Origin of the sequence: Streptomyces sp. NBC_01298 (assembly GCF_035978755.1) — a bacterium.
In the GTDB taxonomy this organism is placed as follows: domain Bacteria; phylum Actinomycetota; class Actinomycetes; order Streptomycetales; family Streptomycetaceae; genus Streptomyces.
The window spans coordinates 1,015,644-1,032,238 of record NZ_CP108414.1 but is presented as its reverse complement, the minus strand read 5'-3'; the positions used below and the strand labels follow the sequence as shown (position 1 = coordinate 1,032,238).

Below are 16,595 nucleotides of genomic sequence, written 5' to 3'. Positions count from 1 at the left end.
CACACACCGGAGTTGGTGGCACGGTCCACGAGGAGAGAGCGGGGCGTGGTCCCCGCGGCGGGCAGCTGTCGCTGCGCGCGGGCTACGAAGCCGGGGGGAGCATGCCTCGGCGCCGTGCCATCGCGAGACCGGCAGAGCCGGGCTTGCTGGTCTGGCCACCCGGGCGGGGCGGCGGCACCGACGCGGGAGATCCGCCCGGTGCTGGCGGGATCGCGTCGGGGGTCTTGGGAGCGGTGGTGAACAGCTCGGGGCGCCGGTTGCGGAGCTCGCTCGCGGCCTCGGCCACAGCGGTATCGTCCGCGTCATCCGGGACGCGCAGCAGGGCCACGGCGTCGTTGAGGTCTTCGCCCGTCGCACCGAGTCCGGCCAGGGTGGCGCGGCGTGCGGCGTCCCGCTCGCGGGTGCTCGCTGCTGCCTCGCGCTGGATGGCGGCTGCCTCGCGGGCATCCAGGTCCTGCTCGCGGCGCTGGGCTTGGGTGAGCTGTGCCTTTTCGGCTTCGCGCTGCTGGGTGATGAACTGCTCCAGCTCGCTGGCCGAGGTGAAGCCCAGCTTCTCGACGAGCGCACGGGCGCCGGACCGCTGCCCCTGATCCTTCTCGCGGGCCATCAGCTGCTGAAGCTGATGCTGGTCGAAGGAGACCTTCGCCGCAGCGTTGGACGGGTCTTCGGAGGAGGCGCCCAGGATCGGGAAGATCGGGCGGCCGTCGCGGCGGTAGCCGAGGACGGCACCGGGATTGGGCATGGTGCGGGACATCAGGACGTGCAGCTCCTCGACGTCCCCGCGCCATCAGCGAGTCTACGTACGCCAGCGTGACGCCCTGCGGCTTCCTCGATACCCCTCACCTGGAATGATCAACATGACTATCCAGGTGGGAGGGGGCATCGTGGAAGAGATCGACGGCGTATCGCTCGAGAAGACGGCAGCGGCCGGGAGGCGACCGAAGAAGGCGTGGTTGGCTGCCGGGGCCGTAGTGGTCCTGGTGGTGGGCGGAGGCCTGTGGCTGTGGCAGCCGTGGGTGGACCGCACACCGTTCACCGCGTATACGGCCGCTCTGCAAGAGGCCGAGTACACCGTCCCCGGGTCCTCGACGGATTCCTGCGTACGGACGGCTGCATCGGAGGAAGAACGCGTCATCTTCGACGAAGACGGCAAGCAGCTCGCCGCCGGGCGGGACCCCAGGGAAGGCCAAGTGCTGGGGCCGGAGTTCGGTGAGTTCGCAGGCGACTGCCTGTTCATCTCCCGCATCGACAACGTCCCTGGCGGGAAGGGGACCTACGTGACGCAGTGGGGTGGAGGCACCAAGCAGAAGGTCTCCGAAGAGGACATGCGCGAGTCGGCGCAGGCCCAGACGGAGCGGTTCAAGACGAAGCGGAAGTCGGACTTCAAGACCCCTCCGGAGAACTAGAGTCCTCCTCCTCGTCGCCCGGCTGGGCCGAGCGGGCTGCGGCCGGTGCCAGCTTCTCCCGCCGCACGGTGATCCGATCCACCTCCTCGCGGGCATCCTCGATCGGGTAGCCGGCGTCCTGCAACATTCGTACGCCGGTCTCCAGGCTCAGCACACCGGCCCCGACACCGCGCACCACCTCGTCCAGGACGGCACTGCGGTCCGTAGGCGTGTGCGGCCCGAAGGCCAGGCGCACCGGCAGGTTTTCACCGGCGGGCCAGCCGTCCGCCTGCCCGGCCTGGTGGAGCCTCTGCACCATCTTGAACAGCAGCCCGTACTTGTGCGCGCGGGCCAGGCGCATCGCATCGACCAAGGAGTCCAGCGGGCCCAGGGACAGCTGGAGGGCGTACCCGCTGGGGACGTCGGAAGGATCGACGGTGCCCAGGCTGACGGCGGGGAGACGTGCGTTGACGGCCGCCCTATCCCGGATTTCCTCCACGCGGGCCCGGAGCTCCGCTAGCTGCCCGGAGGTGTCCAGGACGTCCATGCGCCCGCCGTCGGCCAACTGGAAGATGGTGCCCGGCTCCACCGACAGCGGACGGGGCCTACCGGTGACCCGGTCCACCTCGGCGCGCGCGCCGGCCAGACCGATGATCGGGGCGCCGGTCGTCGCCGAAGCGCGCGCCGAGTCGGTGTCGGTCTCCGCGAGTTCGTCCAGCACCTGCATGACGGGCGCCAGCGACGACTGCCCGAAGTGCTCGCCGTCGGCCACGGTGTTGCTGATGTGGATGATTGGCAGGAAGTCCAAGCGCAGATCGAGACGGTGCAGGACCTCTCCGTCCGAGCGGGTCCGGAACCGGGCCTTGTCCAACGGCAGGTCATCGAGGCTCTGCCCGTGGCGCAGGTCATCGAGGTTCCACTCCGCGTCGGTGAGGAAGCAGGTGGTGCTGGAGGGCCGGTCCGCCCACGGGTAGGTCCGCTCGATGGTCCCGCTGTCCGCACGGAACACGTCACCGGTCTCCAGCAGCCACCCGCCCGCCCCATCGGCCACCAAGTCCCGGCCGGTACGCCCGGCGTCCGGTGTCGTGCTGCGCGTCGCCGCCGTGATCGGCCCCAGCTCGTAGGTGATGCGCCGGATCCGCGCCTTCACTCCGTGCTCGGCGTCCTCGGGTATTTCCCAGGCCAGATGGACGCGCCGCGGGTAGTCGCCCGGATCCGCATCCTCATCCAACACGGGGAAGTAGAACCCGGGGTCGAAGGTCCGCAGCCGCGCCCTCCCCTTGTCCGGATCCCAGGCCAGCAGGTACACCGCATCCCCAAGCAGCACCGCCTTGCGCTCGGCGGCCTGCATCCGCAGGGGCAACAGTTCCTTCTCTGCCCAGCCACGCAGCAGCAGCTGCACGGCGGCCGCCGCCTGGGCCTGCGGGTCGGGCTCGTCGGCCCCGGCGTGCTCGGCGCCCGCCACCACGATCTGCTGGGACTTGCCGAGGAGGTGCGCGAGCGCGGTGTCGACGAAGACGGCGGCGTCACCGAACTCGCGCCGCTCGGCGCCGGCCTCGTTGCCGGTGAGGACGGCCAGCTCCCCAGCCTGATTCGCGTCGTATGCCGCGAGGATCTTGTACGCGGCCAGCCGGCGCAGAGCATCACGGGGAACCCATGTCGACTGCACCTGAGGTGCGAGGGACCGATGAGGGTGGCCGCCGCTGGCGGCCGTCATCATCGGCTTGTAGTTCAGCCACGACCAGGCGTCGGACACGAAAGTGCGCAGGCCCACGAGAAGATCACCCTCGACAGCCCCACGCCGCCTTCAGCGTAGGTGAGCGAGCGGGTGTCGGCGCTCAGCTGCGCTAATCGGGGCGCGGCGGGACCAACTCCGCCGATAACGTGAATCGTTGACCAAAGTGGGAGAGGCGCTGTGCGGACTGACGTCAAGCCGAGCAAGATCATTCTCGCCGTCGCCAAGGCGGCGGAGGCATCCTTCAACCGTGGCCAGTGGTTGGAGTTCGGCTACGAGACCGGTTTCGCGGACGAAGTGCGAAGCCATCCACGGCTCCTTCGCAGCCTCGACTGGGGGGACGACGACTACTACGCCTGCGTCCTCGACATCATGGAGGAGATCCTCCGGCCGCAGGGTAGGACGGTCCGACACGGCTCCTACGGACTGGTGGTAACCGGCATCAGTCCGGAGCCTTTCAAGGTGGCGGAACGGATGCTGAACCTCCCGAAATGGCTGGCCGAAAATGACCGGCCCCTCTATGACGAAATCTACGAGGGGGGCGAGTTCGACGCTGGCGTGGATGAGCTCCAGGCGGCGGCCGAACGTCTGGGGCTGCCAGATGTTGATGCTCATGCAGCCCGTATCCGCAAAGGACTGAGAGACGACCCAGCCCAGGCGATCGGCTCCTCGAAGGAGCTTTTGGAGACTGTGCTGAAGGCGGTACTGGGGCTGCACGGTAACGGGCCGGAGACGAAGAAGGAGATCCCCGCCCTGACCAAGCAGGCGAGTGCGAGCCTTGGTTTGGACGCGGGAGGAGTCCGTGCAGACGAGCCGGGAGCTGAGCAACGCAAGAAGGTGCTCGGATCTCTCGCTCAGCTGGTCTTCAATACCGCCGAGCTGCGAAACGCGGGCTATGGGACGGGCCACGGCCTGAGTCGTGGCCCGTCCCTGGATGTTGCGACCGCGCGCTTGGCAGTGTCGGCTGCGGTGGCTGCGGCGACCTTCTACATCGAGGCACATGCCGCTGACCGGAAGGCGCGGCCGGCACCCTCACCGCCGACCTGAGAGCCTCCCGTCCTGGTAACTGGATGATGTGGCGCCGCTGCGCTGCGGGTCAGCGAGCTCGGTCATGGCGTGGACGGCGGCGTCCATCCGGTCGGGGGAGTCCATGCCGGCGACCCAGGTCACCATCTGCTGCTCCAGTTGCGGCCACTGCCCGACGTGGTGGACGCGTCCCTGCTCGTACAGCTGGGCGATGGGCTCGGCCCGCAGCCGTTTGCCGTGCTTCGCGGTGACCGGGAGCACGGCGGGCATCAGCATGTTCTCCGTGCGCTGCTCGCGCTGAAGTTCTTGCCACGCCTGGTGGAGGATCTGTTTCGACATGTCACCGCCGTAGTTGGCCTCCACCACGATCGCGTCCGCTCGCAGTTCAATCGCGAGCAGGCACGCCTCTCGGCCCCAGGCGTCGGCTCCACGGTTCCCGGACCGGTCGTCCAAGAGGTACATGTGGCCCTCGGCGTCGCGGGCCGCCGCGACGATGCCGGTCTCGTCGCCCACGGCGGACTCGCCCCCGGCAGGGTCGACTGCGACCACGATCCTGCTGAGGTCGATGCCGCGCAGCTGCGCGGCGCTGATCCGGTTGCCGGTGATCCACGCCCAGTCCCAGACTCCGCCGTCCTGCGGGCGGGGCTGCTGCTGGTAGAGGCTCCACCAGACGCGTTCACCGACGGAACGCCGGATCTCGGCGAGCGCGGCTTCGTCGTACCGCTCCGGCCAGAGTGGGCCGCCGATCTGACGCCCGAGTGCGTCGTCGTCGGACAGGGCGAGCGCGGGCAGGTCGATGACGGTCCAGCGGCTGCCTTCGTCGGCGAGGACTCGTCCGGCGAGGTCGTCCTCGTCCCAGCGGGTCTGGATGAGGATGACCGAGCCGCCCGGCTCGATACGGGTCAGGAGGACGGCCTGCCACCACTCCCACAATCGGCGGCGCATCGTCGGGCTCGACGCCTCCGCAGCGTCCTTGATCGGGTCGTCGACCACCGCCAGGTGGGCGCCCTTACCGGTCAGGCCACCGCCCACGCCGGCCATGACGGCGCCGCCCTCGGTCCCCAGCAGGTCGAAGCGGTTCGCCGCCGAGGAGCCCGGCCGCAGCGAGATGCCGATCTGCGGCCCGTAGGTGAGGATCGCGTCGCGGATCCACCGGCCGTGGTCATCGGCCAGGTCGGAGGAGTAGGAGGCGATCATCACCCGGTGCTCCGGGCGCCGCCGCAGGTACCACAGCGGGGCCCACCGGGCGGCCCTTCGGCTCTTGCCGTGCCGGGGAGGCATGGTGAGCAGCAGCTTCGTCGGGACACCGGCCGCGACCCGTTCGAAGGCAGCGTCGATCAGCCCCAGGTGCGGGGCCTGCATCTCCCGCCCCTCGGTGAGGACGGAAGCCATCGCCCCCGGGGAGCGGTCCATCGCCATGTCCCGCTCGATGCGGGCGAGCTGGGCACGGAGCTGGGGTGTGGAGGCGGCGGCTATCTCACGGCGGCGCGGCGCGGGAAGCGACCGGTACAGCTGGAGGACCGCAGCCTCATCAGCCCTGGCCACCCTCGCCCGGGTCGCCTGCCAGAGCAATCAGCCGCTGAAGCTCTTCCAGCCCCGCGGTCTCCACCTGGACTGCACCGCCGTCCGGGCCCGACACCTCCGTGCGCACTGGCCGGTTGAGGCCCAGGAGGTGGCTGCTGCGCTCGATGATGCGCACGGCGCGGTCGACGGCCTGGAGGTCGCCGTTACGGATCGCGGACCGGTAGACGCCGAAGAACAGCCGCTCCAGGCGCTCCACCATCAGCTTGCGCAGCTCGTCCGCGCTGTCGTCCAGCGCGGTGCTGCGTTCGGCCAGTGCCTTGGACACGTCCTTGCAGGCGAGCTCGATCAGCCGGGAGTCGGTGGGGGGCTCGTCGCCCCGCTTGTAGGTGTCGATGCCGTACCCCTGCGGGTAGGCGACACCATCGGAGTTGATCGACGGATCTGCGGCGAGCTTCCGCCCGATGGTCAGCCAGTCGACGCCGGCCAGTTTCAAATCAATGGCGTCCGCGCGGCGTTGGGTGATTGCAGCACGCACGGCCCGGGTGGGGCGGCCCATGAACACAACTCCAGGGCCCCGCGCCACCCCTCCATGATCCCGTAGCAGAGGGGAGGCTCGGCGAACGCTGGGCTGGGCGCTACACGGAGTCCAGGTTCCCGTCTGCCAAGAGCTCGAGCAACGACTCGAACCGTGCGAAGAAGACCTTCCTGGTGGATGACATCAATTCCAGTGAAGCATCTCGATCGTAGACGAGGGGGAGATAGGAAAGTCCCTTCTCTTCGTCGTACTCAAGTTCTCCAAGAGCGGCAACGAAAGCGTCGAGGGATTCACGGAAGGAGTCGTATGCGGCTTGCAGATCCGAGTCCTTGAAGCGTCGAATCTCCGAATGGATGACCACCTGAGCGGCATAAAGTGGGTCTTGGAACTCATCTCTCAGTCGGGTGAATACTGGCTGAGTTCGGAGTTGTGTGACCCACCTAGATTCGGGTGGCATAGCTTCAAGGAGGCGTTGAGCCTTGGCCACGTCCGCAGCCCGTGGCAGCCGATCCCCCTCCCCGGGGCTCAGGCCGGGGGGAGTGTCCAGCGCAGGGGCCTCGGAGGCGGCCGGGGACGTGCTCCGCCGAGAGGATTGCCTGGCGCGTGAGGCGCTCTTCCGGCGCGCCTCCCATTCCTGAACTGTTCGACGCTTGTGCCCGGGGCGTTGTGACGCCTGCCCCTCAAGTAGGTCGACGAGGTAGGCGAACTTCTTGGGATCGCTCGGGATGGTCTTGCCGTTGAACCACTCGCTGAGCGACGTCTTCTTCAGTCCCACCCCTGCGAGCTTGGCGCTGTCGACGATGACATCAAGCGACAGCCAGGATGCCCGCCGCAAGTCCTCAAGATCGCTTCCGAGTCCCACTCGTCCCCTCCCAAGGGTTCGGACCGAACCTCGTCCGAACCCTTTCTACACGGCTCCGGCCTGCGCCTTCGCGGGGTTCGGTGTTGAAGCCGATCGCCGAACCCCAAGTCGAACCCCGCCACTTCGGAATCGAAGGCCACAAGGCCGGGACTCGTTCGAAGGGGATGGAAGTCATGGGGAAGCACCGCGGGAAGAGCAGCTGGTCGTTCGACGCGTCGGGTTGGGTCTGGACGGCACTGACCCTCGTGCGGCTGGTTGGGGTGGACAAGCTGATCAGCCTCGTGCAGACGCTGCTGGGATCGTGAGGGATGCCGGGCCGGACGTGGTGTCCGGCCCGGCGAGCCCGGCTCGTCACCTCGTCAACCGCCGAGGTGGCGCCAGGTTCTCTAGTCGAAGGTGAGTTGCCCCGAGGGGCTACCTTCCGTGCCGACTCTTGCGGCCTGCGAGGGTGAATCTGGCACGATCCGGTGCTGTCGCAGCCACCAGCCGAACTGCCAGTTGCGGCAGGTCCGGTAGAGGTGTGCATGTCGGAGCGGTGCATCGGAAGGGATGGAGTGCTCACCCCAGCCGGTGATGGGCTGGGCGTTCGCCAGCCGCACGCCGAGTCCAGGCACTAGTGCGTCCCCATCCCATGACGCGCCGGGCGCGTACTCGAAGGCGAGGTGAGCGTTGCGGCTCCAGTCCCACGGGATGGGCAGTGCGCACAAGTACCAGGCGACGGGCGGCGAATCTGCCGGCAGCAGCAGAGTCTGCCGCTTCAGCCGGCGGTCCACCTTCGGCCTGTCGCACTCGGCGAACGTCTTCAGACAGTGCTGCGTCAGGTCGAGCTGACGTATACCCGCCAGCCACATAATGCCGTACTTGTCGCGTGATTCTATTTCTATGCGAACCCTCTTAAGGTCCGCCCCCGATTCCATTTACTACCCCTCCATTTAACTATTCCTGCCCTTGATCAATTCTATCAGAATTTCCATGATTCCCTTATGTTTGTCATGTCGGAAGTCGTTGGGGTAGGGCATATTGAATTCATTCCGAAAGGCCTCCTCGTATTCCTCGATGGGGAAGGGGCGCGGCTTGCGGCAGACGGCCTTGACCGTGGCCCGCGTGGTGTCGCTCAGCTCCACCTCCTCGAAATAGCGGGACAGGAGGCCGCGCAGCGACTCTGGGGTGTGGTACCGGATCCGCTGCCACTTCCCGCGCACGAACCGCATGTCAACGCTGTGCTCGTCCAGGAACGCGAGACGTGTCGAATCGCGGCTGATGGAGTGCTCGGAGTTCTCGTACGCCTTCTCGCGCTCCAGGTTCCGGGTGCCGATGCACACCTGCCCGTCGGCCGCGCAGAGCGCGTTCACGGTGAGCAGCACCCAGTGCTGGTATTCGAGGCTGGTGGTCGCGTTGATCACCGAGTCCAGAACGACGACCTCGTACAACCCGCCCTCACGAAGCTCCCGTTCGATACCGCGGATCATGGACACGATCCCGCGGACGTCCAGGCTGTACTTGCCCTTGAGCGTCCGGTACGGCTCGTAGTCCTGGACCCGGTAGCCCTGCGCGCGCAGGTGCTTCGCGTAGTCGCCGTGCCCGGCCCCGAAGTCCACGACCCGGTGCGAGGTCGTGAGCCACGGCAGGACCAGCCGCTCCCACACCTCCGACTTGTAGCGGACCTTGTCCGCCTTCGCCTTCGAGGAGTGCTCGCGGAGCCGGTTCGGCTGAACGATGTGCTGATTCCAGACCGGGGCTTGCTCCTCCAGCCCCGTCCAGTCGTAGACGCCGTACTCGCCCGTCAGGTCCTCGACCAGCTGGCCGGCATCGAAGGAGGCCACGGTCCACGCGAGGATGTCGAACCGCTGCGCCTTCGCGACCGCCGCATACTCCGCGTTCAGCACGACACGACCCTGGTCATCGATGACGACAGACCCCCACGGGCCGTGAGCTGCGGTCATGAAGCCGATGGCCTGCTGGAACGGGAGGTTGCGGGAGGCGATGACCTCGATGCTCTGCCACGGAATCCAGCACCACTGGCCGATCGGTCCGGCCTCCGCGTAGACGACGCTGCTCTCGGTCTCGACGCGGTTGTGCAGGAGGTTGAACTTGATCTCGTCCTGGAGACGGACCTTCTGCGGAAGGATCACCGCAGGCACGGTGCTCTGCCCGATCGCCTTCAGTCCCTTGGTTCTCTGGTGGCCGGCGACCAGTGTCCCGTCGGCGTTGAGGATGACCGGCTTGACCACGCCGTGGCGGCGCAGCGACCCCTGGAGTCGGACGAACGAACTCTCCGAGAGGCGACGCGGATTGTAGTCGGCCGGGCGGAGCTTATCCAGCGGGTAGGCGGGATCGAACCGTACGTCGAGGGGATTCACGCGGCGTTCTCCTCGCTGGCGTGGTGCTCCTCGTTGAGGACGTGCCAGCCGAACCCGAGGTCGGAGTCCTGCTCGTCCACGTACCGCTTGTAGATCGCGTTGAGGAACTCCACCTCGTCCTGCGTGATCCGCACACGGGTGGATGACCACTGGAGGTACCCCCACTGGAGGTAGTCGACGGTCGCGGCGGCCCCCGTGCCGGCGCCGTCGCTCGGCAGCTCAATCGGCGCGGGCAGCGAGGTGTCGTCCAAGAGGTCGTCCAGCTGCTCCTGGTCGTAGCCGGTCCCCTCCAGGTCCGGGAGGTCGGTGAGGATGTCCGCGAGGAGGGCGGTGTCGTACCCGGCCAGATCGCTGGTCCGGTTGTCGACGATGACGATCTTCGCAGCCGTGGCCTCGTCGACGTCCAGCCAGGTGACCGCGATGTCATCCCAGCCGAGCTTCCGGGCTGCCTTCGCCGTGTGGTTGCCCGCGAGGATCTCGTTCGGACGCCCGGTGTGCGTACCGCGGTTGACCACGATCGGCTTGTACTGGCCGTGTGTGGACAGGGACTCCCCGATCGCGTCCAGATCGCCGGAGCGCGGGTTGCGGTAGTAGGGGGCCAGGTCCGCGAGCGGTATGGCCAGGTCGGCCAGCGAAGCAGGAATACGGGGTGCGTCAGTGGACACGGGGCTCCAGCCCCGCGCCCACCTTCGAGCCTAGGTGATCGAACGCGTCGCGCTATGGCTGCCCGTAGCTGATGTGAGAGGGGTAGCTGTTCAGTTCGACAGGCTGGGGTTTCCTAGGACAATCCATCTTTTGCTGCCGTCGCAGCCACTACCTCCACCGTCGTAGTGAAAGTTCATGTGGAGCTTGTCGGTGATGTCGAGGTGTAGTTCCCGGACGCTCCCGAGTGAGAGGGATCCACGGAAGAGGACCTCGTCGTCGGCGGAGATGGTAAGCACCACCGACCCTGGCACCGAGTTGTCATCCATGCCGGCCGCGAGATTGATCTTCTTCCATTGCTTGCCGAGGTTGAACTCGATGTCTCCGCGGAACGGGCAGGGGGCGCTTGAGACAAGGGAGTCGTCGTAGGCCTTGCCATCGAGGGTTGCGGTGGACGCTCCGAAGGACGTGTAGGCGACCGGATCCAGTGTGGTGAGTGATACCTGCTTGGAGCCTGTTGGTGTTGGTGTGGGACTGGACGCTGGCGGAGGAGCGGCAGGTGACCCCTCCGGGGTGGATGCAGATGAGGAGGGTGGTCCCGGTGTGGGGGAGTCGTGAGGAGCTGTCGTCGCCGGAGGCGTAGGAGCTGCGGTGCTACCGCTCTTATTTGATGTCGCCAGAAGAGTGGCTGCTATGCCCAGTACCGGTACGACAATGCCGATCACCCACCAAGCCCACTGCGGCGGATGGCCGGAGTGGCTGGTCGACGGGCCGACACTCGGAGGATCCGCCGGAAGCGGAGGAATCCCCCCGGGATCGGGTGTCCCTGTGGTGCCTGTCATGCCTCAACTCCCCCTGCATGCAACGGATATCGAGACGATAGCTGCGCCATTGCATGTGCGCCATGGATCTTTGGGACTCAACGGGGGTGTAGAGCGGAGGCGGTAGCTCTGCTGTATCGCGCTTCTGCGGAAAATGGCTGGGCGCGAGTCTTGGCCGAGCCAGTCGGTGGCTGGAGTTCGCCACCGGCCTTGAGATCCCGCGCTCGTGATCGGCGGTTTCAAGGCAATCCTTAGACGGGCTGGTCGTTGTAAGTCGTGGCCGGCTCCTCCCGCCTTGCCGCGTACTCGGACCCGTCCTGGGCCAAGAGGGATTCGTGTGTCCCCTCTTCGAGGACCCGACCAGTGTCGCGGACGAGGATGCGGTCTGCGTTGCGGGAGGCGTCGCGGCGGTGGGTGACGGTGCGCCCGGCGTTGAGGGCGCGGATCCGCTCGTGCATCGCTTCTTCGGCGCATGGGTCGAGTGCCGAGGTCGGATCGTCGTAGACGGGGGAGCGGGGCCTCGGCTAGGCAGAACGCACGTGCGGCGGCCTATTCTCTGCCACCTGCTCCGCACCCACCTCACCCGTATCCCCGGTGCGGCCGTGACCCTAGCGGGGCCGTCACCTGACCGAAGTCCCCCCGGCGTCGTCCTCGTCGGCCCCGACTGGCCAGTAGGTGGCGGGCGGGAGGGCATTCTGAATGCCCGCCAATGGCCCTCTTCTCGCCCTAGTCTGGAGGCATGATTCCTGATTTTGTGTCAGATCTACGGACTGTGGTCGGTCCTGATTGCCTGCTGTGGCTGCCAGGGGTGGTCGGCGTTGTCCTCGATGAGCACGATCGGGTGCTCCTGCAACGTCGTTCTGCTGCGGGGTTGTGGACGCCGTTGAGCGGGATCCTGGAGCCCGGCGAGGCGCCGGCCGCCGGGATCGTGCGGGAGGTGGCCGAAGAGACTGGAGTACGGGTGGTGGTGGAGCGCCTGGCGGCGGTGACGGCATCCCCGCCGGTGCGGCACGGCAACGGTGACCGGGCGCAGTACCTGGAGATCGTCTTTGCCTGCCGTCCGGCAGACCCGGGTCAGTCGCCTCGGGTGTGCGATGACGAGTCGGTAGAGGTCGGGTGGTTCGCGCTGGATGCCCTGCCGTCGATGAGCGAGCGGATGCGGGAGATCATCGCGCTCGTCGAGAAGGCCGAGCCGCAAGCCTGGTTCGCTGCGCCGTGATCGCGCACCGAACCCGTGTCCCGGCGCCTGGACGGGGTCAGCCAGCTCAGGCGGACACGGCCCCGGTGCGCAGGGCGAACTCTCGAAGGCCCTGCAGGTGCGCCGGGCTGTAGAGAAGGCTCGACGTCAGCGCCCGCAGCGCAGGCCGCCGGACCTCTTGAGCCGCCTCTTGCTCGACGCGACGCAGAGCGGCGAACGCCTCATCGCCGTTGCCGAGCGCGTGCCACATGCGGGCCATGTCCGTCCAGGCGCGGGCGCGGCGTTCGGGGGTCGGCATGAGGTCGATGTTCAGGCCTCGCGCGATCTCGACACCCTCGTCCGGGGTGCCGAGGGTGGTGAACGCCGATGCGGTAGACGGCGACCTGGGACGAGGCAGGCGGTGCTGGACGAGTGCGCAACCTGGCTCTCGTGTGGAGGGGCTCAGCTGAGCTTCCACAGTCGTACGGTCTTGTCGACACTGCTGCTGGCGAGGGTCTTGCCGTCAGGGCTGAACGCCACCGACCGTACGGAATCGGTGTGGCCGGTCAGGGTGCTGGTGCTGGTGCGGGTCGCGAGGTCCCAGAGCCGTATGGTCCTGTCGTCGCTGCCGCTGGCGAGGGTCTTGCCGTCGGGAGAGAAAGCTACCGAGCTCACGGAATCGGTGTGGCCGGTCAGGGCGGCGGTGCTGGTGCGGGTCGCGAGGTCCCAGAGCTGTACGGTTTTGTCGTCGTTGCCGGTGGCGAGGGTCTTGCCGTTGGGGCTGAACGCTAGCGAGCGCACGGATTGAGACTTGTCGGTCAGGGTGGCGGTGCTGGTGCGGGTCGCGAGGTCCCAGAGTTGGACGGCTCCGGTGTAGGCGGCGAGGGTCTTGCCGTTGGGGCTGAACGCTAGCGAGCCCACGTTCTGAGACTTGTCGGTCAGGGTGGCGGTGCTGGTTCGGGTAGCGAGGTCCCAGAGTTGGACGACGCTTTTGTCGTCGCCGCCAGCCCAAGACCCCTCGCCACCACCGCTGGCGAGAGTCTTGCCGTCGGGGCTGAAAGCGACCTCGTTCATAGGACCGACGGCTTTCAGCGCGGCGGTGCTGGTGCGGGTGGCGAAGTCCCAGAGTCGGACCACGTTGGAGGTATCGGCGCTGGCGAGGGTCTTACCGTCAAGGCTGAGTACCATCGATATTGGGGCGTCGTTGTGGCCGACCGGGGTGGCGGTGCTGGTGCGGGTGGCGAGGTCCCAGAGCCGGAAGTTGCCGTCGAAACTGCCGCTTACGAGGGTCTTGCTGTCAGGGCTGAATGCCACTGAGCTCACCACACCGGTGTGGCCGGTCAGGGTGAACCACAGGTGCGGTGCTGGGCTGGTGTCGTCGGCGAGTCTCAGCCCTATCAGGGTGGCACCTGAGGCTGTGACCAGGGCTGCTGCGCCGCCGAGGATGATGCTGCGGCGGCGAGGCCGGCGTAACCCGGCGGGCGTGGCAGTGTCACCACGCCTGGAAGGAGTGGGTGCGGCGGTTTCGGTGGCGCTGTCCGAGCCCAGGCCGATGGGAGCCGAGCTGCGGTCGAGTGGTGCGATCTGGGACACAGCGGAATGCTGGATCGCGTGGAGGCGTGCGGCTGTGGCTGACGCGTCCGGGCGCGCATCGGGGTTTTTGGCCAGCAGCTCGGCAATCAACGCTTCGAGATCGACCGGAACTTCGCTCCGGATTGAGCGCAGGGCGGCGGGTTTCTCATCGAAGTGCCGGTGCATCAGCGCGAGGGGGTGGCCCTCGGCAGGAAAGGGTGGGGCGCCGACGAGCAGTTCATGGAGCACGCAGCCGAGCGCGTACAGGTCGGAGCGGGTGTCGATGTCTTTGCCGCGCCACTGCTCGGGTGCCATGTAGGGAGGCGTGCCCAGCATCCAGCCGGTGCGCGTGAGCTGCTGCGTGACCTGTACGCCGCGTGCGATCCCGAAGTCGCAGATCTTCAACCGTCCGTCGGTGAGTCGGAAGAGGTTGGCGGGCTTGAGGTCGCGGTGCACCACGTCTCTGGCATGTGTGGCTGCAAGTGCCACCGCGGCCTGCGCCGCGAGATCGACGGCCTCTGCTATGGGGAGGCCTGCGGGCGAGCGGGCCAGAGCCCGCGCGAGGTCTTCTCCCTCAAGCAGTTCCATGACGATGAACAGTCGGTTCTCGTGCTGGCCGATGTCGTGCACGACCGTGATTCCTGGATGTTGGAACTGTGCGCCGATCGACGCCTCGCGCCGAAACCGCTCCAGCAGTTCAGCCGCGGCATCGAGCTCCACGAGCAGCTTCAGTGCGATCGGGCGTCCGAGTTGGAGGTCGTATCCCCGCCACACCTCGCCCATCCCGCCGCGTCCGAGCCGCTCATCGAGCCGGTACCTTCCTGCGATCCGTTCTCCCTGCCGCACGGTCCCCCCTGATCGTGTCGACAACAGCAGCCAGAGCAGATTACTCGTTGCCGAGCTTTGCGAGGACGCCAGAGTGCGATGCGGACTCAGGGGGGCGGTCCAGCGGGCCCGCAGACGGCTGCCGGTCGTGAAGAGGGACTGCGAGATGGTGAATCGAATCCGGAACTCTGCGGCTGATATCCCTGGCTGGGACGGTACCGCGCACCTCTGCCGGTTGGGTCAGGCGGGCGTGTGTGACAGGGGTCTAGGTTGCCTCGGCGCGGGGGCCGACGTATCGCGCCCAGACGTCCGTGCCCTGGGACCGTGCTTCGTAGGCGCCCGCCGGGCGGAACGAGGAATGCAGGCCGGCGCGGATGCGGTAGGCGAGGTTCGCCGCCCGGCTGGTCGAGTCGCGTGCGTCCACGTGTGCCCACTCTCCGTGGCGGTCCCGCAGCGACTTCGCGGCGGTGTCGGCGTCCGAGTTCCGGGAGGGCAGGGGCTCGAAGCGGGCGTGCATCAGCGGGTGACTCCGTTCACGTGGGGCGCCTCGGCGAGGTGGCGAATGCGGGCGGCCGTAGCCCACTGGCTGTCGGAGAGGTCCTCGCAGAGCCGGTTGGCGAGTGCGGCGATCTCCGAGAGAGCCTGCTCGACGGCGGCGGCGGCGGCAAGGGCGGGGGCCGGCCGGGTGCGGCTGGAGCCTCGGGGGGCCGCAGTGGTGTTGGGCGTCAGGTTGTCCATCAGCGGTTGTTGCAGCGGCAGGTGTTGGTGATGACGTTGAACCAGCTGTCGCAGGAGTTGCACCAGATCGAGCCGGGGGCCGGGGCGGAATCGGGGTCGTGGTCCATGGTGCTCTTCCTTGTCAGAACGTGTCGGGGAGGGTGGCGCGCGGGCCGTTGGGCGCCAGGGTGGTGACGATGAGCGCGAGGTCGCGGGGTCGCCACAGGGCGGTTTCGAAGCCGCAGGCCGTCAGGTGGGTCAGCCACTCGCGTTGAGCGGGGCGGACCTTGCCGGTGTCGGTCTTCAGCTCGACGAACAGGGTGCGGCGGGTCAATGGGTGCCCGTACACCTCGTCGGGCCAACCGGCGTCGCTTCGCTGCGAGTTGTGCGTGTGGTAGGCGAGGGTCCAGCCGCGGAGCTGAGCCAGTTGCCTCACGTGGCGGCGGAACTGCTCTTCGGTCACAGCGCGCTCGGGGCGGGCCGGAAGGTCCAGTTCGATATCGCTGCCTGGAGGACGGCGTAGTGCTCGGCGGCCTTCGGGTCCGGCCGTGGCGTGTAGACGGGTGCCGGCGGCCGGGGCCTCGACCGGCGGTGCCGGTCCTTGAGGACGTCTTCGACGGTGTACCGCTCGCTGACGAGTTCTGCGAGGGGGTGCCCGTACTGCTCCATGGCCTGTGCCTCTTCGAGGTCGCCGTAGGTCGTGGTCGTAGGCATCTGCTTCTCCGTGGGTGTGGCCGGGACCCGCAGTGGGGGCGGGTCCCGGCCGGAGGGGGTGGCTCGTATCTGACGAGCCGGTCCGGGCGGGCTGGGCGCGGGGTGTCGCTGCCCGTCCGGAGGTGGGTGGGTATCGGGCCGTGCCTGTGGCCTGATGTGCAGGACCGTAACACGTTTTTGTGTAGTGGCCTATTTCTTGCGTGTCAGTCCACTTCGATCACGTCGTCCAGGTCGTAGAAATGCGGCTTGCTCAGGCCGCTCCAGGTGACGGCCACCAGGCGCTCGCCGGTGAAGGGATCCGTGGCGTGACCGGAGACCTCGCCGAGCAGGTGACTGAGGCCGGTGGGTCCGGTGCGGGCCGGTGTGACGACGGTGCCGACTTCGTACTCCACGCGGTTCAGCCCTTCGGTCCACGGCTGTTAGCGATGAGACCCAGGCCGCGGCCCCATTCGGCGCTGACGGGCTCCTGGAAAGAGAAGCCACCTCCCTGTCCTTCGAGGTCGGTGGCGGTCCAGTCGCCGGGGCCGCCGGCGCCGGGTCGTTCGAAGTGCTGAATGTCGCCCGAGCCGAGCGTGATGGCCAGGCGCAGGCCGCCGGATCCGGTCGGCGTGACACCGAATCGGCTGCCGGTGGTGAGGGCTTCATGCGTGAGGGTGTCGCCCAAGTTCACGGAAATCTCCGAGATGAGTAGTGGCCTATA

General features: G+C 67.7%; 22 protein-coding genes. 4 read left to right on the top strand and 18 right to left on the bottom strand.

The window, feature by feature from the left end; genetic code table 11:
* Positions 1–82: 82 nt before the first annotated feature.
* Positions 83–754: a hypothetical protein gene (locus tag OG730_RS04740; protein WP_327302974.1), complete on the bottom strand. Its 672-nt coding sequence runs from the start codon at positions 752–754 to the stop codon at positions 83–85.
* Positions 755–857: 103 nt separating this feature from the next.
* Here OG730_RS04740 and OG730_RS04735 point away from each other — a divergent pair, with 103 nt between their 5' ends.
* Positions 858–1,406: a hypothetical protein gene (locus OG730_RS04735; protein WP_327302973.1), complete on the top strand. Its 549-nt coding sequence runs from the start codon at positions 858–860 to the stop codon at positions 1,404–1,406.
* On the opposite strand, the gene OG730_RS04730 is transcribed toward OG730_RS04735, so the two are convergent.
* Positions 1,384–3,159, bottom strand: coding sequence for a hypothetical protein (locus OG730_RS04730; RefSeq protein WP_327302972.1), 1,776 nt, complete (start codon positions 3,157–3,159; stop codon positions 1,384–1,386). The genes OG730_RS04735 and OG730_RS04730 overlap by 23 nt on opposite strands.
* Positions 3,160–3,300: 141 nt before the next feature.
* Between OG730_RS04730 and OG730_RS04725 the strand changes: the two genes are divergently transcribed.
* Positions 3,301–4,167, top strand: coding sequence for an abortive infection family protein (locus tag OG730_RS04725; RefSeq protein ID WP_327302971.1), 867 nt, complete (start codon positions 3,301–3,303; stop codon positions 4,165–4,167).
* Here the strand turns inward: OG730_RS04725 and OG730_RS04720 are convergent.
* From OG730_RS04720 to OG730_RS04710, 3 genes are all read right to left on the bottom strand, one after another.
* Complete coding sequence (locus OG730_RS04720; protein ID WP_327302970.1) at positions 4,153–5,691, bottom strand: terminase large subunit domain-containing protein; 1,539 nt, start codon at positions 5,689–5,691, stop codon at positions 4,153–4,155. The two genes, OG730_RS04725 and OG730_RS04720, sit on opposite strands and share 15 nt — an antisense overlap.
* The gene (locus OG730_RS04715) at positions 5,678–6,226 is read right to left on the bottom strand and encodes a hypothetical protein (RefSeq protein WP_327302969.1); all 549 of its coding nucleotides are present in this window, start codon (positions 6,224–6,226) and stop codon (positions 5,678–5,680) included. The genes OG730_RS04720 and OG730_RS04715 overlap by 14 nt, the downstream gene beginning before the upstream one ends.
* A 79-nt stretch (positions 6,227–6,305) precedes the next feature.
* The gene (locus tag OG730_RS04710; protein WP_327302968.1) at positions 6,306–7,067 is read right to left on the bottom strand and encodes a hypothetical protein; all 762 of its coding nucleotides are present in this window, start codon (positions 7,065–7,067) and stop codon (positions 6,306–6,308) included.
* An 83-nt stretch (positions 7,068–7,150) separates the two neighbouring features.
* Here OG730_RS04710 and OG730_RS04705 point away from each other — a divergent pair, with 83 nt between their 5' ends.
* Complete coding sequence (locus tag OG730_RS04705; RefSeq protein WP_327302967.1) at positions 7,151–7,372, top strand: hypothetical protein; 222 nt, start codon at positions 7,151–7,153, stop codon at positions 7,370–7,372.
* 81 nt (positions 7,373–7,453) lie between these two features.
* Here the strand turns inward: OG730_RS04705 and OG730_RS04700 are convergent, their stop codons facing one another.
* From OG730_RS04700 to OG730_RS04680, 5 genes are all read right to left on the bottom strand, one after another.
* Positions 7,454–7,984, bottom strand: coding sequence for a hypothetical protein (locus OG730_RS04700; protein ID WP_327302966.1), 531 nt, complete (start codon positions 7,982–7,984; stop codon positions 7,454–7,456).
* A gap of 15 nt (positions 7,985–7,999) precedes the next feature.
* Positions 8,000–9,427 carry a methyltransferase domain-containing protein gene (locus OG730_RS04695; protein ID WP_327302965.1) on the bottom strand — a complete coding sequence of 476 codons (1,428 nt, stop codon included), beginning with the start codon at positions 9,425–9,427 and terminating at the stop codon, positions 8,000–8,002.
* Positions 9,424–10,092, bottom strand: coding sequence for a ParB/RepB/Spo0J family partition protein (locus OG730_RS04690; protein WP_327302964.1), 669 nt, complete (start codon positions 10,090–10,092; stop codon positions 9,424–9,426). Before OG730_RS04690 ends, OG730_RS04695 begins: the two co-directional genes overlap by 4 nt.
* A 90-nt stretch (positions 10,093–10,182) precedes the next feature.
* On the bottom strand, positions 10,183–10,794 hold the full coding sequence (locus OG730_RS04685; RefSeq protein WP_327302963.1) for an NPCBM/NEW2 domain-containing protein: 612 nt from the start codon (positions 10,792–10,794) through the stop codon (positions 10,183–10,185).
* A 347-nt stretch (positions 10,795–11,141) separates the two neighbouring features.
* Positions 11,142–11,348 carry a hypothetical protein gene (locus OG730_RS04680; RefSeq protein WP_327302962.1) on the bottom strand — a complete coding sequence of 69 codons (207 nt, stop codon included), beginning with the start codon at positions 11,346–11,348 and terminating at the stop codon, positions 11,142–11,144.
* A 281-nt stretch (positions 11,349–11,629) separates the two neighbouring features.
* Between OG730_RS04680 and OG730_RS04675 the strand changes: the two genes are divergently transcribed.
* Positions 11,630–12,109 (top strand): NUDIX hydrolase, encoded by a 480-nt coding sequence (locus OG730_RS04675; RefSeq protein ID WP_327302961.1) that lies wholly within the window; start codon positions 11,630–11,632, stop codon positions 12,107–12,109.
* Between the two features lie 46 nt (positions 12,110–12,155).
* Here OG730_RS04675 and OG730_RS04670 read toward each other — a convergent pair whose 3' ends face one another.
* The 8 genes from OG730_RS04670 to OG730_RS04635 form a co-directional block, all read right to left on the bottom strand.
* Positions 12,156–12,386, bottom strand: a complete 231-nt coding sequence (locus tag OG730_RS04670; protein ID WP_327302960.1) for a hypothetical protein — start codon at positions 12,384–12,386, stop codon at positions 12,156–12,158.
* A 143-nt stretch (positions 12,387–12,529) separates the two neighbouring features.
* The gene (locus OG730_RS04665) at positions 12,530–14,485 is read right to left on the bottom strand and encodes a WD40 repeat domain-containing serine/threonine protein kinase (protein WP_327302959.1); all 1,956 of its coding nucleotides are present in this window, start codon (positions 14,483–14,485) and stop codon (positions 12,530–12,532) included.
* Positions 14,486–14,729: 244 nt separating this feature from the next.
* The gene (locus tag OG730_RS04660) at positions 14,730–14,981 is read right to left on the bottom strand and encodes a hypothetical protein (protein ID WP_327302958.1); all 252 of its coding nucleotides are present in this window, start codon (positions 14,979–14,981) and stop codon (positions 14,730–14,732) included.
* A complete protein-coding gene (locus OG730_RS04655) occupies positions 14,981–15,202 on the bottom strand; it encodes a hypothetical protein (RefSeq protein ID WP_327302957.1) in 222 nt (73 codons plus the stop codon). The genes OG730_RS04660 and OG730_RS04655 overlap by 1 nt, the downstream gene beginning before the upstream one ends.
* Before the next feature lie 121 nt (positions 15,203–15,323).
* Entirely contained in the window at positions 15,324–15,644 is a 321-nt protein-coding gene (locus tag OG730_RS04650) for a VRR-NUC domain-containing protein (protein ID WP_327302956.1), read from the bottom strand.
* Entirely contained in the window at positions 15,641–15,895 is a 255-nt protein-coding gene (locus OG730_RS04645; protein ID WP_327302955.1) for a hypothetical protein, read from the bottom strand. The genes OG730_RS04650 and OG730_RS04645 overlap by 4 nt, the downstream gene beginning before the upstream one ends.
* 203 nt (positions 15,896–16,098) lie before the next feature.
* Positions 16,099–16,287: a hypothetical protein gene (locus OG730_RS04640; RefSeq protein WP_327302954.1), complete on the bottom strand. Its 189-nt coding sequence runs from the start codon at positions 16,285–16,287 to the stop codon at positions 16,099–16,101.
* A gap of 5 nt (positions 16,288–16,292) precedes the next feature.
* Positions 16,293–16,559, bottom strand: coding sequence for a hypothetical protein (locus OG730_RS04635; RefSeq protein ID WP_327302953.1), 267 nt, complete (start codon positions 16,557–16,559; stop codon positions 16,293–16,295).
* Positions 16,560–16,595: the final 36 nt, after the last annotated feature.